The sequence below is a fragment of the Geitlerinema sp. CS-897 genome, from assembly GCF_028368005.1.
GTDB lineage: Bacteria > Cyanobacteriota > Cyanobacteriia > Cyanobacteriales > Geitlerinemataceae > Baaleninema > Baaleninema simplex.
The window spans coordinates 1-18,085 of sequence record NZ_JAQNCQ010000015.1; the positions used below are offsets into that span (position 1 = coordinate 1).

Annotated in this window: 10 protein-coding genes; 4 read left to right on the forward strand and 6 right to left on the reverse strand. The window is 52.3% G+C overall.

The genetic code is table 11. The features are described 5' to 3' along the window. Positions 1–520 precede the first annotated feature (520 nt). From POG22_RS00440 to POG22_RS00455, 4 genes are all read right to left on the reverse strand, one after another. Positions 521–700, reverse strand: a complete 180-nt coding sequence (locus POG22_RS00440; protein WP_498903003.1) for a hypothetical protein — start codon at positions 698–700, stop codon at positions 521–523. A 171-nt stretch (positions 701–871) separates the two neighbouring features. Next, on the reverse strand, positions 872–1,777 hold the full coding sequence (locus POG22_RS00445) for a class I SAM-dependent methyltransferase (RefSeq protein ID WP_498903005.1): 906 nt from the start codon (positions 1,775–1,777) through the stop codon (positions 872–874). 582 nt (positions 1,778–2,359) lie between these two features. Beyond that, positions 2,360–12,100: a DUF4347 domain-containing protein gene (locus tag POG22_RS00450; protein WP_498903007.1), complete on the reverse strand. Its 9,741-nt coding sequence runs from the start codon at positions 12,098–12,100 to the stop codon at positions 2,360–2,362. 531 nt (positions 12,101–12,631) lie between these two features. Beyond that, positions 12,632–13,417 (reverse strand): TIGR00297 family protein, encoded by a 786-nt coding sequence (locus POG22_RS00455; RefSeq protein WP_498903008.1) that lies wholly within the window; start codon positions 13,415–13,417, stop codon positions 12,632–12,634. Between the two features lie 137 nt (positions 13,418–13,554). On the opposite strand from POG22_RS00455, the gene POG22_RS00460 reads away from it, so the two are divergent. The 3 genes from POG22_RS00460 to rsmD all read left to right on the forward strand — a co-directional run bounded on the left by POG22_RS00460 (position 13,555) and on the right by rsmD (position 15,495). After that, positions 13,555–13,986: a VOC family protein gene (locus POG22_RS00460; protein WP_498903009.1), complete on the forward strand. Its 432-nt coding sequence runs from the start codon at positions 13,555–13,557 to the stop codon at positions 13,984–13,986. A gap of 91 nt (positions 13,987–14,077) precedes the next feature. Further along, positions 14,078–14,722, forward strand: coding sequence for an imidazole glycerol phosphate synthase subunit HisH (gene hisH, locus POG22_RS00465; protein WP_498903010.1), 645 nt, complete (start codon positions 14,078–14,080; stop codon positions 14,720–14,722). A 218-nt stretch (positions 14,723–14,940) separates the two neighbouring features. Further along, a complete protein-coding gene (gene rsmD, locus POG22_RS00470; protein ID WP_498903012.1) occupies positions 14,941–15,495 on the forward strand; it encodes a 16S rRNA (guanine(966)-N(2))-methyltransferase RsmD in 555 nt (184 codons plus the stop codon). A 41-nt stretch (positions 15,496–15,536) separates the two neighbouring features. Here rsmD and petG read toward each other — a convergent pair whose 3' ends face one another. Further along, entirely contained in the window at positions 15,537–15,650 is a 114-nt protein-coding gene (gene petG, locus POG22_RS00475) for a cytochrome b6-f complex subunit V (protein WP_017662290.1), read from the reverse strand. A gap of 145 nt (positions 15,651–15,795) precedes the next feature. Continuing rightward, positions 15,796–17,403: a hypothetical protein gene (locus tag POG22_RS00480; RefSeq protein ID WP_498903014.1), complete on the reverse strand. Its 1,608-nt coding sequence runs from the start codon at positions 17,401–17,403 to the stop codon at positions 15,796–15,798. Between the two features lie 273 nt (positions 17,404–17,676). On the opposite strand from POG22_RS00480, the gene POG22_RS00485 reads away from it, so the two are divergent. Continuing rightward, positions 17,677–18,057 carry a c-type cytochrome gene (locus POG22_RS00485; RefSeq protein WP_051044214.1) on the forward strand — a complete coding sequence of 127 codons (381 nt, stop codon included), beginning with the start codon at positions 17,677–17,679 and terminating at the stop codon, positions 18,055–18,057. Positions 18,058–18,085: the final 28 nt, after the last annotated feature.

Consider the following 18,085-nt stretch of genomic DNA (forward strand, 5'->3'; position numbering starts at 1 on the left):
CCGTAACGCACCGATTTTCGGAAAGTCTAGCTTGGGGAAAGTTAGCGGTAGGGTGCGTTAGGCGGCTTGGGAATTGCGGGAAAACCAGACAATTTAATTTCCGCCGTAACGCACCGATTTTCGGAAAGTCTAGCTTGGGGAAAGTTAGCGGTAGGGTGCGTTAGGCGGCTTGGAAATTGCGGGAAAACCAGACAATTTAATTTCCGCCGTAACGCACCGATTTTCTTGTATGTTGGCGGTGTACCTTGGTGGTGCGTGACGATTTATTGGTCTAAGGATTTACACTCGATTTTTCAAGTCACGCACCCTACCCTCTCTTGATAACAATTTATCGAGAAATCGATCGCTTTATTAATTCTCACACCTATTCCAACACCATTAGGGGGAATGTCTAGCACGAACACACGAACACCCCCTCCTACTATCTGTCAAGTCAGTCTAAATCTCACTATTATCAATACGCTGTCAGCACTTCCTCTAAACTACTGTTCAGCTTAGTAATTTGAGTAATACCATTTTCCTAAATACTCGATCTAGTGACAGGTGGGCAATGTCCACCTTGCCCCATCCCCGGACTTCCGTAAAACGCTGCGTGTGCGCGTTTGGCGATTTGGTCGAAGGCGATGTTGACTTCTAACTCCCGTCCGACAAAATACTCCGATCGAACCGGGCCGCCGACAAAAAACGGATTCGATGCCATTTCTGTCCCTAGTGAGTCGAGATTTACACCCGAGGCTTTCCAGAAATTTTAACACGGGTGTATTTTATCGATTTGGGATTAGCGCGATCGCCGACGGGTATCCGAAGGTTTTCAAAGTAGACGAACGAGACCTTCACTTACAGGACAATTTCAATAGAAGCATTGTGACTTCTACTTAATGCCAATCACAGTCATTCCACGAAATAGCAATGGTGTATTCGCGACTAGCTTTCTAAACGAATAGGGAGACACTTTAAGGATAGTCTCGACAGTCTTCAAAAGCATATTCATAGATTCATTGAGATGTAGTTTTAAAAACATTTTATTTTTGTTCTTTATCCAAAAAACATCCCGAAATCCGGCTTGCAAAAAGATACTGCGAAGTTCGGTTAAAGTATATTCCTTTAAATGGAAGCCCGTGGCAACTTTGTCAAAGTATTTAGAAATATCGTGAGGACCAGACAAACGATTGGGCGTGATGCAAATATAGATACCGTCAGGTGCTAAGGCACGATAAATATTTTTGAGCTGATCGAGTGCGTCCTCTGGGTGTAAATGTTCCATTAATTGATGGCTATAAGCAACATCAACGCTGTTTTCAGGCACTGGAACGCTACGACCGTCAGAAATAATGAATTCAAAGTTGTGGGGAAATTGTAAATCTTTGGTAATTTCTTTTGAAACATCGACAGCATAAACCTGAGTAGCTTGTTTGGCAACTTCAAGAGATAAGCTACAGTCTCCGGGACCGAGTTCTAAGTAGGTCGTTTCAGGCGTTAAAAACCGTTTCAATAACGACATTCTTCGATCGATAATCCATTTTTGGACATCTGGAGAGGTCGCCCGTGTAATTTGAGGGTGATCGGTAACTTGTTGGTAAAGTTCGTTGTAAAGTTGTGTGTATAGATATTGCCGTTCTTGAAAAGCGGAGTTTTTCAAGCGTTGAGCGAGTTCTTTTTCAATCTGATAGTGTCTCTCAATTTCGGAAATACTTCTGGATATATGTTTTGTTTTTTGCACGTTTTTATTCAGAATTCGAGTCATGTAATTTGCAGTTTGTTTGTATTCTGGATTCATTTTGTTTTGCATAAATTTTGAGTGATTTAGTAGAGTGCTTTGTTTTATAAAGTGCAAAACTGGAAATTCGTAGACTTACAGTTTCACGAAGTTTGGATCGAAAAACAATCATCGATTTTGCTTGTAAAACATGATTGTTATCTAAAGCTCAGAAGCAAGACCTTGGTTTTTGACTTCAAAGGGCGCTTTACAGTACTGACTTGCATACTGGTTACGAGTCGCCCATCGATTTTTTTTTTATTTTTTTTTTTTTTGATTTACTCGAGTTTGACTCTCAAAAAAAGCAAGCCAAAATCAAAAACTGAGATGCACCAACCCAAGAGTTTTTCTCTCTTCACAAACTATTACTGTTGTGAAAGAAAATCTCGAGTCTTAAAATCGACGTATCTAATTTGCGTCGAGATAATGAAAATTTGGAAGCTACAGCCTCCGTTGCGAAAGAAGAAAAATACTTTACTGGCATTGTTTGGAACGATTATAGCACCGAGAAGTTTATTCGTGTTTTCGATCGCATAAACTTTAAAAACCCCTGCCGTTGCGACAGGGGTTCATGGTTAAAGGCTCGGGTTTCTCAGACAGGGTCTACACCACACTGACGAAATCCGTGGCTTCAATGAGTGACGCATCGACGTTTTGCAGTAAGACCGAGGTGTTTTCGTTGAATTCGATGAGTGCACCACCCGCGACGTTCGTGGCGATCGCAGTCCGCGACTGAACCTCAGCCAACAACTCTTGCGGAAGAGCGATCGCATCGATACCATCTTTGAAATCCGCCACGATGTCGTTACCGCTATTTTTCCCGAAGCGGAAGCGGTTGACCCCTTCACCGCCAACGAGTAGGTCGTCACCCATATCGCCAGACAGGGTATCGTCTCCGGTTTGACCGTACAGTACATCGTTATCCTGTCCGCCGCCGAGGTAATCGTTGCCCTCGCCGCCTTCGACGATATCGTCCTGCTTGTTGCCGAAAACATAATCGTCGCCGAGTCCGCCAACAACCTTATCGTTCTGCATTCCCGCCGCTAAGGTGTCGTTCCCCTCACCCCCGACGAGAAGGTCTTCCTGTTTGTTACCGAAGAGGATATCGTGACCCGCATCTCCTTGCAGGTTGTCGATCCCTTCGCCGCCAACGAGAATGTCGTCGTCCTCGCCGCCAAAGATCAGGTCGTCGCCGTCGCTACCGTCGATGAGGTCGTCGCCGCCATCGCCGTAAACCTCATCGTTGTCTTGTCCGGCGTCGATGAAGTCGTCACCGTCGCCGCCGTAAAGCGTATCGACACCAGTGTCGCCTCGGAGTAAATCGTTACCCGCTTCACCGAGGATACTGTCGTTCCCTTCGCCGCCGGAGAAGTTGTCGTCTCCGTCGCCAGCTTCGATAACGTCGTTACCTTCGTTCCCAGACCCGAAGTCGTCGCCGTCACCGCCTTGCAGAATGTCTTCGTTTTCTCCTCCTTGCAGGAGGTCGTTACCTTCTCCCCCTTGCAGGATATCGTTACCTTCGCGTCCGTAAAGTTGGTCGTCGCCGCCGTTGCCTTGCAGGAGGTCGTTTCCAGCGAAGCCGTCAATCCAATCGTTGAGGTCGCCGCCAGTCAAGGTGTCGTCGCCGTCGGTACCTTCGAGGATGTTTTCGATGAGACTGGAGCTGTTGAGAGCGTCGAGGTTGAATTCCATCAGGCGATCGAATAAGCTAATATCGATTTCGCCAGAGGCGACGGACTGCAACAGTTGTGCTTGGATGCCTTGCAGAATCACTTGGCGATCGATAATGCCCAACCGAGACGCTTCTAAATCTCCCGATTCTGCCGATTCTGCCACCAAGTTGTCGATGTCGGTGTTGCCCTGTGCGATAATCTGCGCCATTGCACTGACTAAATTGCCCGATAAACTGGGAACGGTCGATCGCAACAGGGTTTCGATAATCTCGACGTTCCCCATATCTGCCAGAGATTGCCCGGAATAGAGAATGTCGAGGAATTTCGTCACCACCAAATCTTCGGCGTTTTCGACTCCCAAACCGATTGCAATGTCGGCCACTTGCGTCAGCGTGGCGTTGATCTGCACTTGTTTGGCGTAAACTTGCAAGCCGATCGCATTGCCGGATTCCATCGCTTCAAACGGATCGAAGCTGCCGAGATCGACGTTGGGTAAGTCGAAGGCATCGAGAACGCGATCGGCTGCTCCTTCAGAGTCGGGAATCGGCGTGGCGTTACCGAGGAGAACTGCCCAAGGATCGACGGCGATGTTGTAATAACTAGAGTCGATCGCATCGAGGGCAATATTGGACACAATGGCTTCTCGGACTTCCTCGATGGGGGTAGAGGAGGCTTCGACAATGGCCTGGTTGCGGGTTTGGATGTCCGTCACCACCTCGGTAATATCTGCACCGGAACCGATCGCACTGGCGGCGTTGGAAATTAACGCGGTAATCTGTGCGGTATCCGTGAGATTCAACGCACCGCCAGACTGGACGAGTTGACCGACTTGTGCTAACAACGCATTTGCTGCTGCGTTGCGATCGCCCTCTCCTTGCAGTGCGTTCGACCCCAAAATCAACAGGTTTTGCAGTTGACCCTGTGCCACCAAAACTGTAACGCCAGTGCGATCGCCCTCTTCAATCGCAACAAAGGGATTTCCTTCTTGCAAATCGAAGCCAGAGGGCAGACTGAGAGACTGTTTCAATTGCGCTTCGATGGCATCGAGATTCGGTTTTGCCATCCGCAACGCCAACATCGTCAGCGGCGAGGCCACCGTCCATTCCGGTGCTGTGAAGAACGGGAACCGTTGTTTATCGAAGGTGTCGGTATCCGTGCCGTTTTCCACGACGATTTGACCTTCCCGCAAATCGATTTCGCCATCGCCGTTAACATCGAACAAATCGAGGGGAATTTCGAGATCGTAGTCGCCTTCTCCGAAGGTAATCGTCGAGGGTTCGAGGTCGTCCTGTACGCCGTTGAAGTTAGCATCGAAGAAAACATCTGCCCCTTCGATAAGACCGTCGAATGCCGTCCCCACGCTGACCCCATCTTTCCCAACTGAGAATTTAAACAGATCGGTTCGGGGGAGTTTCAGTTTATAGAGATCCTTAGACCAAGTTTTGGTATTCCAAACATCAGGAAAACTCGGATAATCGATCGAAAATTTCAGGGTTGCCGATCCCGATGCAGAGACTTTACCACTGGCACTAATCAATCGATTGAGAGAATTAATTTGTGGCAAAACTTCGGAGTAGAACCGAACTTTTCCGTCACCGTTGGGATCGGCGAGATCGACTCTTAAATTTCCACCCAAACCGCCTTTACCAGAAACCGAAAGAAGCGAACCGGCTTCTAAGCCAATATCGAGGTCGAGATTCGTGTAGAGTTCGTTAACATCCTTTCCAGTTCCGTCTGGGTTAGCGCGATCGCTCACGAAAAATCCATCGAGAACCAAATCCGCTTGTTCGGGATCGAAATCGGTCGCAGCCCATTTAAACAAACCTAGAGTATCGAAGCCAAACCCCATCCCCGCCCGCAAGTCGAAATCTGCTTCGACGTTCGCTTCAAATTTTCCAATACTATCGAAGAGATCTTCCACCCAGTCAGGGATAAAATCTAAAAAGGAGGTAAAGATTGAGGTACTGGAATCGAGGGAACCGCTCGCTTCAATTTTGGGAGTTTCTAAAGTTGCCAGCGTGACATCTTCCTTGCCGAGAATTAGGTAAAGTCCCTGAATTGGATCGGTCAAAACCGGGAATTTAATCGATTTCTTACGACTAAATTGAGAGATGTCAAAGCTACCTGAAACCTCTGGTAAATTCACCGAACCCAAATTCAAATTCGGTGAGGGAATGCGCGGCAGATTCAGATCGGGCAAACTGAGATCGAGTGACGGAAACTCAGGGGATGAAATTTGGAACGAGCCGAAGTTAAAGAATCCCGTGGGCAAGTTCCCCAGTAAATTGGGGAAGCGCAAGAAGTCCTGAATTCCCAACTTGAAATCGCCCAAATTCACATTGACATCCGCAATCCCTTCGAGGAAGTTTTCAAAGTTGAAGGGAGTGACATCAATGCCGCCGATGCGTCCGATATCGAAAGTGTCGAACAGATCGCCGATGGGATCGGGGACGATATTTAGATCGAGCAAGTCAGCGAAGAATTCGAGGGGTTCGAGGAAAGGACCGATGCCCTCGAAAATGGGTAATACGAAATCGCCAATGCTGCTGACATCGATGCCGAAGTTGTTGAAAGCAACGTTAGGTACAGCTTGTAACGGTTGCAGGCTGTCGCTGTCGCGATCGTAGGTTAACGCTCCCCAGTCGGCATCGAGCGCGAACAGGAATCGGGGAAGTGGCAGATCTTCTAATCCTGGGATTTGCGTGTCGAGGTTGAGTCCCAGGTTATGGGTTCCAGTGAAGTCACCGTCAGCGAGGTCATCGTGACGCGCGTTTTCCAGTAACTCGGTCAGCGTCAGGCGGTTGCCGTCGTCGGGTTTGTTGCTGGTTAAGATCGTGCCTTCGGCGGGTTCGTAAATCCCGCTTCCGTCGAGATCGAAACGTCCCAAAATCGGTAACGGCGGAAAAGAACCGTTATCTTGTTGTTCCACGAGGGGTTCGATCGCATCCCAAGACCCGCTACCGTTAGCGTCGAGGAAACGAATTTGGTTGATGTCGTCGATGTCCGTCAGCGAAAGGTCGTAATCGATCGCGATCGCCGTGGGATTGGTGGTGTCGTTTGTGGCTTTGCCCCCTAACAAACCCGCTCCCCCATCGGCGATAAAACCTCGAGGGGGTATTACGTTGAAGTTCGTGTCGAGACGGGTTTGGTCGGCATCGATAAAGAAGCCAAAGTCTTCGTTCCAACCCAGTCGGAAGTCTAAGTCGGCAGTAAAGCGAGCGTCGAGATTGCCGTCGAGGTCGAATTTGAGTTCGTCGAGTCCCAAGTTGGGGTTGAGGGAGGTCGCAACGGTTTCGTCGTAGTTCAGACCGATATCGAAGGCGATTTCGTCGAGGTTCACGGCTTTGTTAACGCTGACACTGACATCGATTCCGGCTTCGTCAAAGCTGGTTTGCAAAGCGTTGACGATGGTGTTGCTGGCGGTGGTGGCATCGGTTGCCCCCAGTTCCCGCAAGTCGGCTAACAGCTGTTCTTTGAAGAGGAACAGGTCGGGAACCAGGGTTTCAACGGGGTCGCTCAAGATGGGGAAGGTTTGCGATCGCAGGTTGTCCTCGAACATCGTCTCGAAGCGATCGAGTACCACCCCCAAACCGTCCGCCGTTTCGCTGCCGAGCAGTTGACGGTCTGCCACCTGTACCGGAAGTGCAGCCGGAGCCGGAACGGTATCGGCGAGTCCTCCTGTCGGGTCGTATTTGGGATCGGCACTGGTGACGGTAAAGCCGAGTTCCACCAGTTCGGTGGCTTCAAACTCCGTATCGGGTTTGGCAAACACGGGAATGCTAAAGATGGTGTCCCATTGCGACGGCGTGACGACTAAATCGGGAATCGGTTCGAGTTCGGTTCCCGTGTCGAAGGCGATGGTGACATCGGCGATCGGCTGGCTGTTGAAGATGACTTCAATAAAGTCGGGGTTGTCCGAATCTTCGATGACATAGGTGCGCGACCCCGTGCCGCGAATCGTCAATCCTGTCGTATCGTCTTCGGTAATGTCTACGGGAATGTCAACGATGGGGAAGCCGTCGTAATTGGGGTCGCTGCTGCTGACAGCGTGGGAGATGGTGGCGACGCGATCGTTGATGTCGATATCGTCGTTGACTGCCGTTACCGTCACCGTTTGCGGCGAATTCCATTGGTCGGGTTGAAAGGTCAGCGAATCGCTGCTGAAACTCAGTTCCGGTTCTCCCGTAAACGGATTCGTCGTGGCGTGGTCGGTACTGGTGAGGTCGATGGTGACGGATGCAGTGGGTTTGCTTTCGAGGACGATACGATAGCTATCCGTCGCGCCATTTTCGGTAACTTCCGTGGTGAAGCTGGTTTGGGTAACTTTAATGCCGGGGATGTCGTTATCGATGAGGTCGATGGTGACGTTCTCAGCCCCCAAGCCGTTGTAATTGCTATCGCTGCTGCTGACGCTGTGGGTAATGGTTTGAGTGCGATCGCCGTCAGCCACCTGGTTGTCGATGACCGGCAGCGTCACTTTTTGCGGCACGTTCCAGTTGGCCGCGTTAAACGTCAAACTGGTTTTATCGGGAGTGACTTCACCGCTGGTATTGAGGGCGATCGTCACCGAATCGCTCGGTTGGCTGGTGAGTTCGACGGTGTAGCTGTCTCCCGCCGTTCCTTCGATGACGCGGCTGCTGTTTCCCGACTCGCGAATGCGAACCCCAGCGCGATCGTCGTCGTAAATCGTAACCGTTTTACTGGAATTGCCACCAACCGTGTAACCCGTACCGCCACCGATGGCCACCGTCACCGTTTCGCCACCGGATTCGACCAAACTGTCTTGAATCGGCGTCACGTTGATATCGGCCCCCGTCGATCCTTCGGGAACGAACACCGCACCGTTGAGCGTTCGATAATCGCCGCCAGCACTAGCACTTCCCGCCGTGACGTTGTAATTCACCGTCAAACCACCGGCGGGTGCGGGTTGGTCGAGTTGCACGGCGAACCGTCCGGCGATAACGCTTTCTTCGCTGGCGAAGTCCGCTTTGAGAATTCCCACAACTGGCGCGTCGTTGTCTTCCAAGGTCAAGACGGCGGGGGTCAGTTCTGTTTGAATCGGGTAGTTCGGATCGCCGTGGTTGAGAATGTTGTGGGTAATCGTGCTACCATGCAGTCCTTCTACGTCCGTGTCGTCGATAACGTGGACGTAAATGGTTTTTGCATTGGTATCGGCGAGATCGACGATAACGCTGCTGGCAAAGGTCGCACCATCGGCGCTGACGAGGGTTTGCTTGTCCGCCACCACTTCGATGGGAATCGGTTCGCTCGGCGGTTGTGTCAGTTGTAGGGTGTAGGTGGTGGTTCCGCCTTCGCTACCTCGGTTGGGGCTGTTGACGAGCAGTCCGTAACCGTCATCGTCGAGGTTTTTCAGTGAAACCGACTGTGCGCCGAGGCTGTTATAACTGGCGTCGCTGCTGGTGACGCTGGAGACGAGGTTATAGCTTTGTTCGCCGTCTTCGATCGCATCGTCTACCCCTTGAACTTCGAGAATTTTCGCCGTTTTCCACTCGGAGGGGGTGAAGGTGACGGAGGCCGAAGCGCTGGGAGTTCCGCCGTCCAACATTAAGGCTTCGCTACCGTCGCTAGAGGTGAGGGTGATGGTGACATCGTCGGTGGGTTCGCTTTCGAGGCGAACTTCGACTTGTGCCGTCGTGCCTTGTTCGTTGGTGGTGTTGCCCAGCGGTGTCAGGCGAATTCCGGCGGTATCGTCGTCTTCAATCGCGATCGTTGCTGAGGCCGTACCGATTTTATAGTTGTTGTCGGGAGCAACCGACCAACTGGCATTGGAGGGATAGGGATCGCGAATTTCGAGATCGAGGACGAGGTTTCGGTTCCCCTCGTCGATTTGGTTGTCTTGCGCCTGAATTTGAATCGAAGCGGTACTTTGTCCTTCGGCGACGGTGACGCTTCCGGCGATCGGGGTGAAATCGCTTCCCGAGGTGGCGCTGCTGCTGGCGACATCTACGCTGTAGGCGATCGTTAAATCGGCGTGAGCCGCTTTGTCGAGGGAGATGTTAAACGCACCCAAGGTTCCCGCTTCGCTGGCGTTGGCACTCGGGGTAATGGAAACGGTATAGAGATAGTCGTTTTCGACAATGGTAAAGGTGACTTCATCAGTACTGCCCACGCTGTAGAGTTCGCTGCCGCTGGGCGATTTCAGGCGCAGCACGATCGTTTCGTTGGGGTCGTAGATGAAGTCATCGACGGGAACCACGGGAATCTCAACGCTCGTATCCCCTTCAGGAACGTTAACCGTTCCGCTGAGGGTGGCGAAGTCGTCCACAACTGTTGCATCGCTGCTGCCGGGGACGAATTCGTAACCGATATTGACGCCGCCTTCGAGGGCAACGGTAGCTAACTTGACGTTGAATTTGCCGGGAACTTCGTTTTCTTCATCGGGGTTATTGAGCTTTTGCAGCGTCGCCACGGGGATAACGTCATCGTCTTCGATGGTGAAGTTCGCTGTTTTGGTACTGCCGAGGTCGTACAAACCCGGCGTTACGCCGTGGTTGGTGAGAGTGACGCTAAAGGTTTCGCCGCTGGGTTCGTAGGCGAGATCGTCGGGAATGGAAATTTCGACAACGGCTGAGGTGGCGGTGGTGGGAATAAAGACTTTACCCGCGTTGGCGTTGTTGTCTTTGAAATCCGTTCCTGCCGTAGCACTTCCCGCCGCGAGCGTGTAGTAGAAAAAGGTTCCGCTTTGTCCGCCAGAGATTTCGTTACCGACGGGGTTATCGCCACCGAGATCGATTTTGAATTTGGCGGTTTTACTGCCTTCTTTGGGAGCTTGAACGGATGAAATCGTTGCGGTGGGAGGAATTTCGTCGTCTGCGATCGTTAGTGTCGCTTCGTCGGCGGTGTTATCGACGCTGTAGTTGGTGGTGGTTGGGGTGAGGGTGACGATAACGGTTTCGTCGGGATCGAGGAGGGCATCGTCGAGAACTTCTACTGCGATCGTGGCTTGGGTTGCGCCTGGGGCAACGCTGACGCTACCGCTGAGGGCTTCGTAATCGTCGTTGTTAGTTGCAGTTCCACCGATACTGTAGGCAATGCTAAAGGCTTGAGGGGCAGGTTTGTCCAGTTGAATTTCAAATTCCCCGTCAGTTCCCGGTTCGGCGGGGTTGCCGTTGGCGACAATGCTAACGAGGGGTTCGTTGTCTTCAATATTGACGGTGGTGCTAGAGGTGCCTCGGGTGTAGACGTTACCGCTGTTGAGAGTTGCCGAAATCGTCCGACCGGGGTTGTAGAGGTTGTCGTCGGGGACGGAAACGTCGGCGCTGTAGGTGGTGGTGCTGTGGGGGAATACGTCGGTAGTCGTCACCCCGTCGATGGTGTAGCTGAATTCGAGGGGGTAAGGAAGCGCGGCGTTGAGGGTAAAGTCAATAGTTCCGTCTGCGCCTTCAGCTAATGTGCCGCCGTTGGCAATGCTGAGTTGGGGACGGGATACACTACCAGAGGAAATCGAACTCAGATCGGTTCCGCCCGTGGCGTAAAGCTTAACGCTATTACGAAGGGCAATTAGCTCGCTGCCTGTATCGGCTAACTCACGAACGACAGGAATCCCATAGCTATAGGCTCTGTCGTAGTAATTGTTGCTGAAGGTGGTGTCGAGTAAGCGAATATCTGAGCCGATCGCGTAAATGGCTGTTCCCAAGACATAGACATCGCTTAAATCGATCGAACCGAAGTAATTGACGCCTTCATTCCGTATCCGGTCTTTAATTTCATCGTCCAGTAAAGTCTCGTTTCCGATAAATTTTGAATCTGCTAGTTCTATCGATCCTCCCCCGTAGATGGCAGCTCCTAAAGCATTCATACTAACGCTGGGAGAATATTTCGCAACGACAACATTGTCCGCGAACGTAACCTTTGAACCCGCCAAATTAACGCTGTTGTTGCTCAGCCCCGCCGGATAAGCCGCCGGATCGTACTCATAGCCATTGCGGAAGGTAATGTCATACGCGGCAAGATCGACCTTGACCCCATCGCCCCGCATCAGGTAGGTCGATCCGCCTCCGTCGATCGCGTAGCCGTTGCCGTAAATCGTGGCATCGCGCGTCAGAATCAGCGGACTGCTAATGTCAATGTCGCGTGTCAGCGAAATAATATCGCCGGGATTCACTGAATCGAACGCGGCTTGCAACGCGGCCTGATTCCCGACTTCGATAATATTCAGCACCCCCGGATACGCCGCCAGCACTGACTCCGTCCAAGGCATCGATCCTCGCACTGCCCCGACCACAGCATCGAGAACCCAGCGTCCGCCGCGTTCTGCCGCACCCACGCGCGTCTGCGAAGCCGCCACACTCGCCCCGGTTAACTGTGCCAACCGTTGCAACAATGCGGTATCGTCCCGCGCCACTTCGCAACCGTAGAGGGAGATTTCAGCGTTCTCGCTCAAGAGGTTTCGCCATCGTCCCGCCTCCTGTAACGTCTCTGCGGTGACGACACGGTTGCCCAAATACAACGTTCCTGGCGCACCGTGACTCACCAGGTGCAACTCGTCCACTGGGGCGCAAGTCTGTAGAATTTCTCGAATTTGTTCGAGTCCGTCGCGGCTGGGATCGAGAACGGAGCGGTTCACCTGAGAGGCGAGTCCATCCCGCAGATGCTGCAGGTTCGGGGTGCGCGAATCGAAAACAACGACACTTTTGACTGAGCCGGTCATAATTGGGGGGAGGTAGAGGGGAACGATCGCAGCTTATTTTTTTTGAATACTTTCTTGTCTCAAGATATAGCTTCTACTAGAAATGTATTTAAAGTTTTAATAAATCTTTTGAGAAGAAATTGTAAATTCAGTGTATTTACAAACAAAAAAAATAGAGATTTTAAAAAGCAATACAATTTAAGTGAATCCACGTAGTAGTATCTACTGAAAATCGTTTGAAATAAGTTCCGCAAATGTACGATTGTGCAGTTTGATTTTTTGGGAATAAAAATATCCCGTTGGCACTATCTAAAACGGGACATAATAAGCGTCGCGGCTCGCGTTGAAAAGCGATCGCCCTTCAGTTCGAGTCAATTTCTCATAGGTCAGAAACCCGAAAATCTCAATTCCAGAGTGCGATCGCCCCACGCCATTTTTATTAGGACTTACGCAATTCAACGTTAATCACGCTAAATGTAAGGGGTGGTGGGCAATGCCCACCCTACAAATGTCGTAAATGCGTAAGTCCGGTTTATTTCTCACGAAAAAATCTTACCAAACCTGCCAAGCCAAACCGAGAGCGATCGCCACCACCGCACCGATAAAGGTATTGATAAAATTCACCACTTCGTTCGTCATCCAGTCGAACTTATCCTGCAACGTTGCCCCAATAAAACTCTCTGCGTTCGTGGCAACAAACGCCGCCAAAACACACCAAACTAACCCCAAACTATCAATTAAACCGATACTCCATCCCAAAGCCGCGATCGCCACCGACGCCACTACCCCGGCTAACGTGCCTTCCAAACTTACCGCCCCTTCCGTTCCGCGATCGACAGGTTGCAACGTAGTAATTAAAAACGTCCGTTTTCCGTAAGCCTTTCCCACCTCGCTGGCCGTCGTATCCGAGAGTTTCGTGGCGAAACTGGCAACGTAGCCGAGGAGGAGCAAGGGAGAGGGGGAGAGGGGGAGAGGGGAGGAGGGGGAGAAATGCCAGTTCGTGAGGAAGTAGGCGACGGCGCAGATGGCGGCGGTGAGTGCCGAACCCCAGACGTTTTCCGGGCCTCTCGCACCGCCTCGTTTTTCCGCAATTCCTGCGGCTTCCTTTTCCGCCATCCCCACGCGCGTTACCGCCGAACCGACGAGAAAATAAAACATCACCACGGCGTAACCCCGCCATCCGAGACATCCCCAGACAAGAACGCCGAGAATCCAGGCGTGAGCGTAACCTGCTGGCGTGAGGAGTTTTTTGGGAATCGCGAATGCGATCGCCGACAACAAGGAGTTTAAAACAACTGCGACAATCCAGGGGTTGAGGCTAGAAACTTGAGACCACATGATATTAATGCAAAGGTCAGAGGACGAACGGAGGCAGAATTCTATCTAACGTGAGATTGATTCTGAGTTGGTTTCAAGTTTAATGGATGTGGCTCGACATCCCGCAGTGTCAGCCTCTCAACCTATCAAGATCCGTCATGCAACAAGACATCATCTTTCACCTGGCGTTTCCCGTCGGCGACATCGGACAAACGAAAGCCTTCTACGTCGAGGGTTTGGGATGCGTACCGGGACGAGAATCCGACAGCGCCTTGATTCTCAATCTCTACGGACATCAGTTAGTGGCGCACGTCACCGAGGAACCGCAAACCGCTCAAAAGGGAATTTACCCGCGTCATTTCGGCGTCGTGTTCTCCGAGTTGCGGGATTGGGAAGCCTTGCGCGATCGCGCCGAACGTCACAACCTCAAGTTCTACCAGAAACCGAAACACCGCTTTCCGGGGAAACTCACCGAACATCAAACCTTTTTCCTCGAAGATCCCTTTCACAACCTCCTCGAATTCAAGTACTACCACCATCCCTCGGCGGTGTTCGGCGAAACGGAAGAAACGGAAGTGGGAGAAAGATGAGGAGATGATGAGGTGAGGGTACGATCGAGATGATGAGATAATGCGAAAATAGAAGACGATCGCCCGCTCCAATACATTTAACGTCGCGCTTATGGTTCGCATTGCAGTCGTCGATTACGACATGGGAAACTTGCACTCTGCTTGTAAAGGATTGGAAAACGCAGGGGCAACACCAGAAATTACCGATTCGCCGAAAGTCATTCACGACGCGGATGCGGTGGTGTTACCGGGAGTCGGATCGTTCGATCCAGCGGTGCAACATTTGCGATCGCGCGATCTCGTCGAACCGATTAAAGATGCGATCGCCAGCGGAAAACCCTTTCTCGGCATTTGCTTGGGATTGCAAATCCTCTTCGATCGCTCTGAAGAAGGAACCGAACCCGGTTTGGGCATCGTTCCCGGCGTGGTGCGTCGCTTCACCCACGAACCCGCGATCGCCATCCCTCACATGGGATGGAACGCCTTAGAACTGACTCAACCGGAACTCCCCCTCTGGCAAAACCTCCCCGATCCGGCGTGGATGTATTTCGTACACTCGTACTATGTCGATCCTGCCGATACCACGATAAACGCCGCCACCGTCACCCACGGTTCCCAAACTGTCACCGCTGCGATCGCTCGCGACAACCTCATGGCGGTTCAATTCCACCCCGAAAAATCCTCCGACGGCGGCTTAAAACTCCTCTCGAACTTCGTCACCTTCGCCGAGAAGTCCGCGTTAGCAACGGCGGGTTGAGGAGATGAATCGGTAGGGTGCCGTGACGCGGCCGAAAAATGTGGGCCAAGTCAGGTCAATATGGTATTGCCGCGTCACGCACCGCCCCCAACCGAAAGATGAAGAGAGGAGATGAATCGGTAGCACCGCCCCCCAATTGTCAAAGGTGCGTGACGATTTATCGGTCTCAGGATTTACACCCTATTTTTCAAGTCACGCACCCTACGACTGTAAAAAAATTGTCTTTACGAATTTACGGAAACCGCCAGCTTAAAACCTTACCGGGACAAACCACGCGCCCGACACCCGCACGAGTGCGCGAGGCAGTGTTTAATATCTGGCAGGGAGATATTCGCGGCTGTCGGTGGCTGGATTTATGTTCCGGTAGCGGCGCGATGGGGGCTGAAGCGTTGTGTCGCGGCGCGTCGCGGGTGGTGGGAATCGAACAGTTGGGAAAAGCTTGTGCGACGGTTCGGCAAAACTGGCAACAGGTGGCAAAGCCGGAACAGCAGTTTCAGGTGTTGCGAGGGGATGTGGTGAAACGGTTGTTGGCGTTGAAAGGGCAGCAGTTCGATCGCATCTATTTCGATCCTCCCTATGCCAGCGATTTATACGAACCGGTTTTACAAATTGTCGTGCGCGATCGCCTGTTGGCAGACGATGGAGAGTTGGCTCTCGAGTGCGATCCCAAACGGGAGGCGATCGCAGAACCTCCAGAACTCGAACGGATTCGCGAGAAAGTTTACGGTAACACAGCAGTTCGCTTTTACCGCTGGGCGTCGGCGGAAGGGTGATGGGGAAACGTCCCCGAACCTTCCACCACCAGCCTTAACGACTAGCCGCCGAGTTGGTTGCCGCGACGGTATTGCATATAAGCCGCCACGAACAGACCCGCCAACGTTATGGGGATCAGTCCCAACACGATGCCAGACAGCAGAGGTTCTACCATGATTGCGCTCCTTAAATTTGAAATCTTAATTAGCATATTCGCTAATACACTATCCTAGCAGCGGTTGAGGGGAGGTGAGACGAGGAGACAAGGAGACAAGAGAAGATACACCTCATCTCATCATCATCTCCTCAACTCATCACCTTTAAAACAACCGGCCGGAAATGCCGAGACGCTGGCGGCTGGTATTTCCAGGGATTGCGCCGTCTCCACCGGGTTCGACGGGTTCGCCGGGAGGATTGGGATCGGGATCTTCGGGTTCCGGTTCGCCGCAAGAACGAGAGGTGCCGAGGTTGGAAATTTTGCAGATGGCGTAAGCCCAGGCTTGTTGGGCGCGTTGGAAATGTTCTCCCAACCATTCCCCTTTGGCTTCTGGGTCGTTTTCAGCGACGGCCTCGACACCGTCTTGGTAGTGATCGCGATCGAGGATTTGTTCGCCTTCTTCTCGCGTCGGTTCGTCAAGACGTTCGAGGGTGGTTTCGACTTTCTCGGCTTTGGCTTTGGCGTCTTGATAGCGTTGGTTGGCTTCCTGTACGTCGATGCGGTTGCGTTGCGCCAAGTCGTTCTTGGTCGAAGCGGTTTCAACGTAAGACAATTCAGAAAAGCGGGCGTTTCCAGTGGTGGGAGTTCCCACGAACGTCCAACCACGATCGCGCACTTCGACAGTGTTCTCGGGACTCAACAACCGCACAGTGCTAAATTGATAAATTTGCATCTCCGGTTCGCCGGGAACGGGAATCGCCCCCACCTCGTCGTCGTATTCGGTTTCCAGGCGGTAGCCGTCGCCGTAGTCGATGGCGGTGATGCGATCGCGATCGTCCCGTACTACCGTCGCCGGACGGGGAACCAAGGCTTCCATTCGCGTCTGTTGATATCCTGAAGGAAAATAGCGCACGAAATAGCCGTCGGGATGCAACGACCATCGCCCTTCGGGAATTTCCCGACTCCCTTCGCCGCGCGGTACGGTTCCAGTCAACACGGCAATATTCTCTAACTCTTCGTAAGTGGCGTTGGCTTGGCTGAGGCGTGCGCGAATTTCAGCTTTGGCGTTGAGGACTCGTCGCACTTGTGGGGGGAGGTTGGCGAAGAGTTCTCGCCGCACTTCCTCGGGAATTTGTCCCAACGCACCGCCGTTGAGTTCGTCGATTTCGTCCTCTGTTAACAGGGTTCGCGCCACGGACTGGATAGTCTCGTCCATGTCGCTGACGCGGGTTTGGGCGATGATGCCCCACAGGAGAATTTGAATTTGTCGCTGGGGAATGTCAGGATGGTTCGCCGACTCCCGTAAAATTTTGGTGATGATGTCGGCGCGCGGTCCTTCGAGGGGTGCGTAGGCGTAGCCGTCTCCGCCGCCGGGGCCGTGGGTTCCCGCTCGCAAACAGTAGCTTTGCAAGGTCGCTTCGTAGAGTCCCGGTGGGGCGAAATAGCTGCCGTCGGTTTGGCGATCGAGACTTGCCAAGGATCGCACTTCGCCGAAGTCTTCGCCGTCGAGAAGGGGAATTTCTCGCCGCACGTCTTCTAAACTCGTCGTCAGGGGCGGATCTTCTTCGAGGAGGTCGGAAATATCGGGAACGGGAAGCGAATCGGGGATATCGGGGACGATATCGGGCAACCCAAACTGAGCCAGTTGCTGCGATCGCGCGGATTGAGGGGAGGCGGCGGCCTGGCGATCGCTCGTCACAGCCATGCTAGTTAAGCCGCTGGCTACGACTGTCAATCCTAATAGGCTCAGGGTTTGTCGCAAGGATCGCATACAGAATTCTCCGCTCGAATCTTCGGTTAGGCTGGTGTGACGTTTTCTTTCAGGCGATCGCTCTCTCGATCGTCCCGATCGCAAACGCTACAGCGATCGCTACTTTAACGCAAGCGATGAAACTGTCGAGAAACAGCGATCGCTTGTGGCCGTTATGCAACTGTCTCTAGAGTGATATGCGTCACAGGTTTTCAAACTAAGGAGTGTCAATTTATATTAAAGATGAATAAGAAGTTTATATAATCCCGTCCGACGTTGCTCGACCGACGACTTTTGAAGACGCCCGTAATCCACCTCGATGTCGATCGCCTGATCCAGCGCATTGCCCTGTTCGCCCTGGCAGGGTTGCTGACGATCGGACTGTCCGTGTTGGGCTTCCACCACTGGCAGATGTCCGATCCCTACGTGCGCGCCGTTCTCGAGATCGAGGGCGATGTGTCCCACGGTCGCGCCATTTTTCAGATGAACTGTGCTGGCTGTCACGGCGATAGCGGCGACGGTTTAGTCGGCCCCAGTCTCCACAGCATTTCCGCTCATAAAACCCGCGCCAGTCTCATTCGTCAAGTCATTGGCGGTCAAACTCCCCCGATGCCCCAGTTCCAACCCAGCCCCGAGACGATGGCGGATTTGTTGGAATACCTCGAAACCCTGTAGAGTCGAGCAAAAGAGAGGGGGAGAGAGG

Bases quoted from the DNA above. Each gene is read 5' to 3' on its own strand.
- POG22_RS00440 (WP_498903003.1), bottom strand. From the start codon at position 700: ATGGCATCGAATCCGTTTTTTGTCGGCGGCCCGGTTCGATCGGAGTAT.
- POG22_RS00445 (WP_498903005.1), bottom strand. From the start codon at position 1,777: ATGAATCCAGAATACAAACAAACTGCAAATTACATGACTCGAATTCTG.
- POG22_RS00450 (WP_498903007.1), bottom strand. From the start codon at position 12,100: ATGACCGGCTCAGTCAAAAGTGTCGTTGTTTTCGATTCGCGCACCCCG.
- POG22_RS00455 (WP_498903008.1), bottom strand. From the start codon at position 13,417: ATGTGGTCTCAAGTTTCTAGCCTCAACCCCTGGATTGTCGCAGTTGTT.
- POG22_RS00460 (WP_498903009.1), top strand. From the start codon at position 13,555: ATGCAACAAGACATCATCTTTCACCTGGCGTTTCCCGTCGGCGACATC.
- hisH (WP_498903010.1), top strand. From the start codon at position 14,078: ATGGTTCGCATTGCAGTCGTCGATTACGACATGGGAAACTTGCACTCT.
- petG (WP_017662290.1), bottom strand. From the start codon at position 15,650: ATGGTAGAACCTCTGCTGTCTGGCATCGTGTTGGGACTGATCCCCATA.
- POG22_RS00480 (WP_498903014.1), bottom strand. From the start codon at position 17,403: ATGCGATCCTTGCGACAAACCCTGAGCCTATTAGGATTGACAGTCGTA.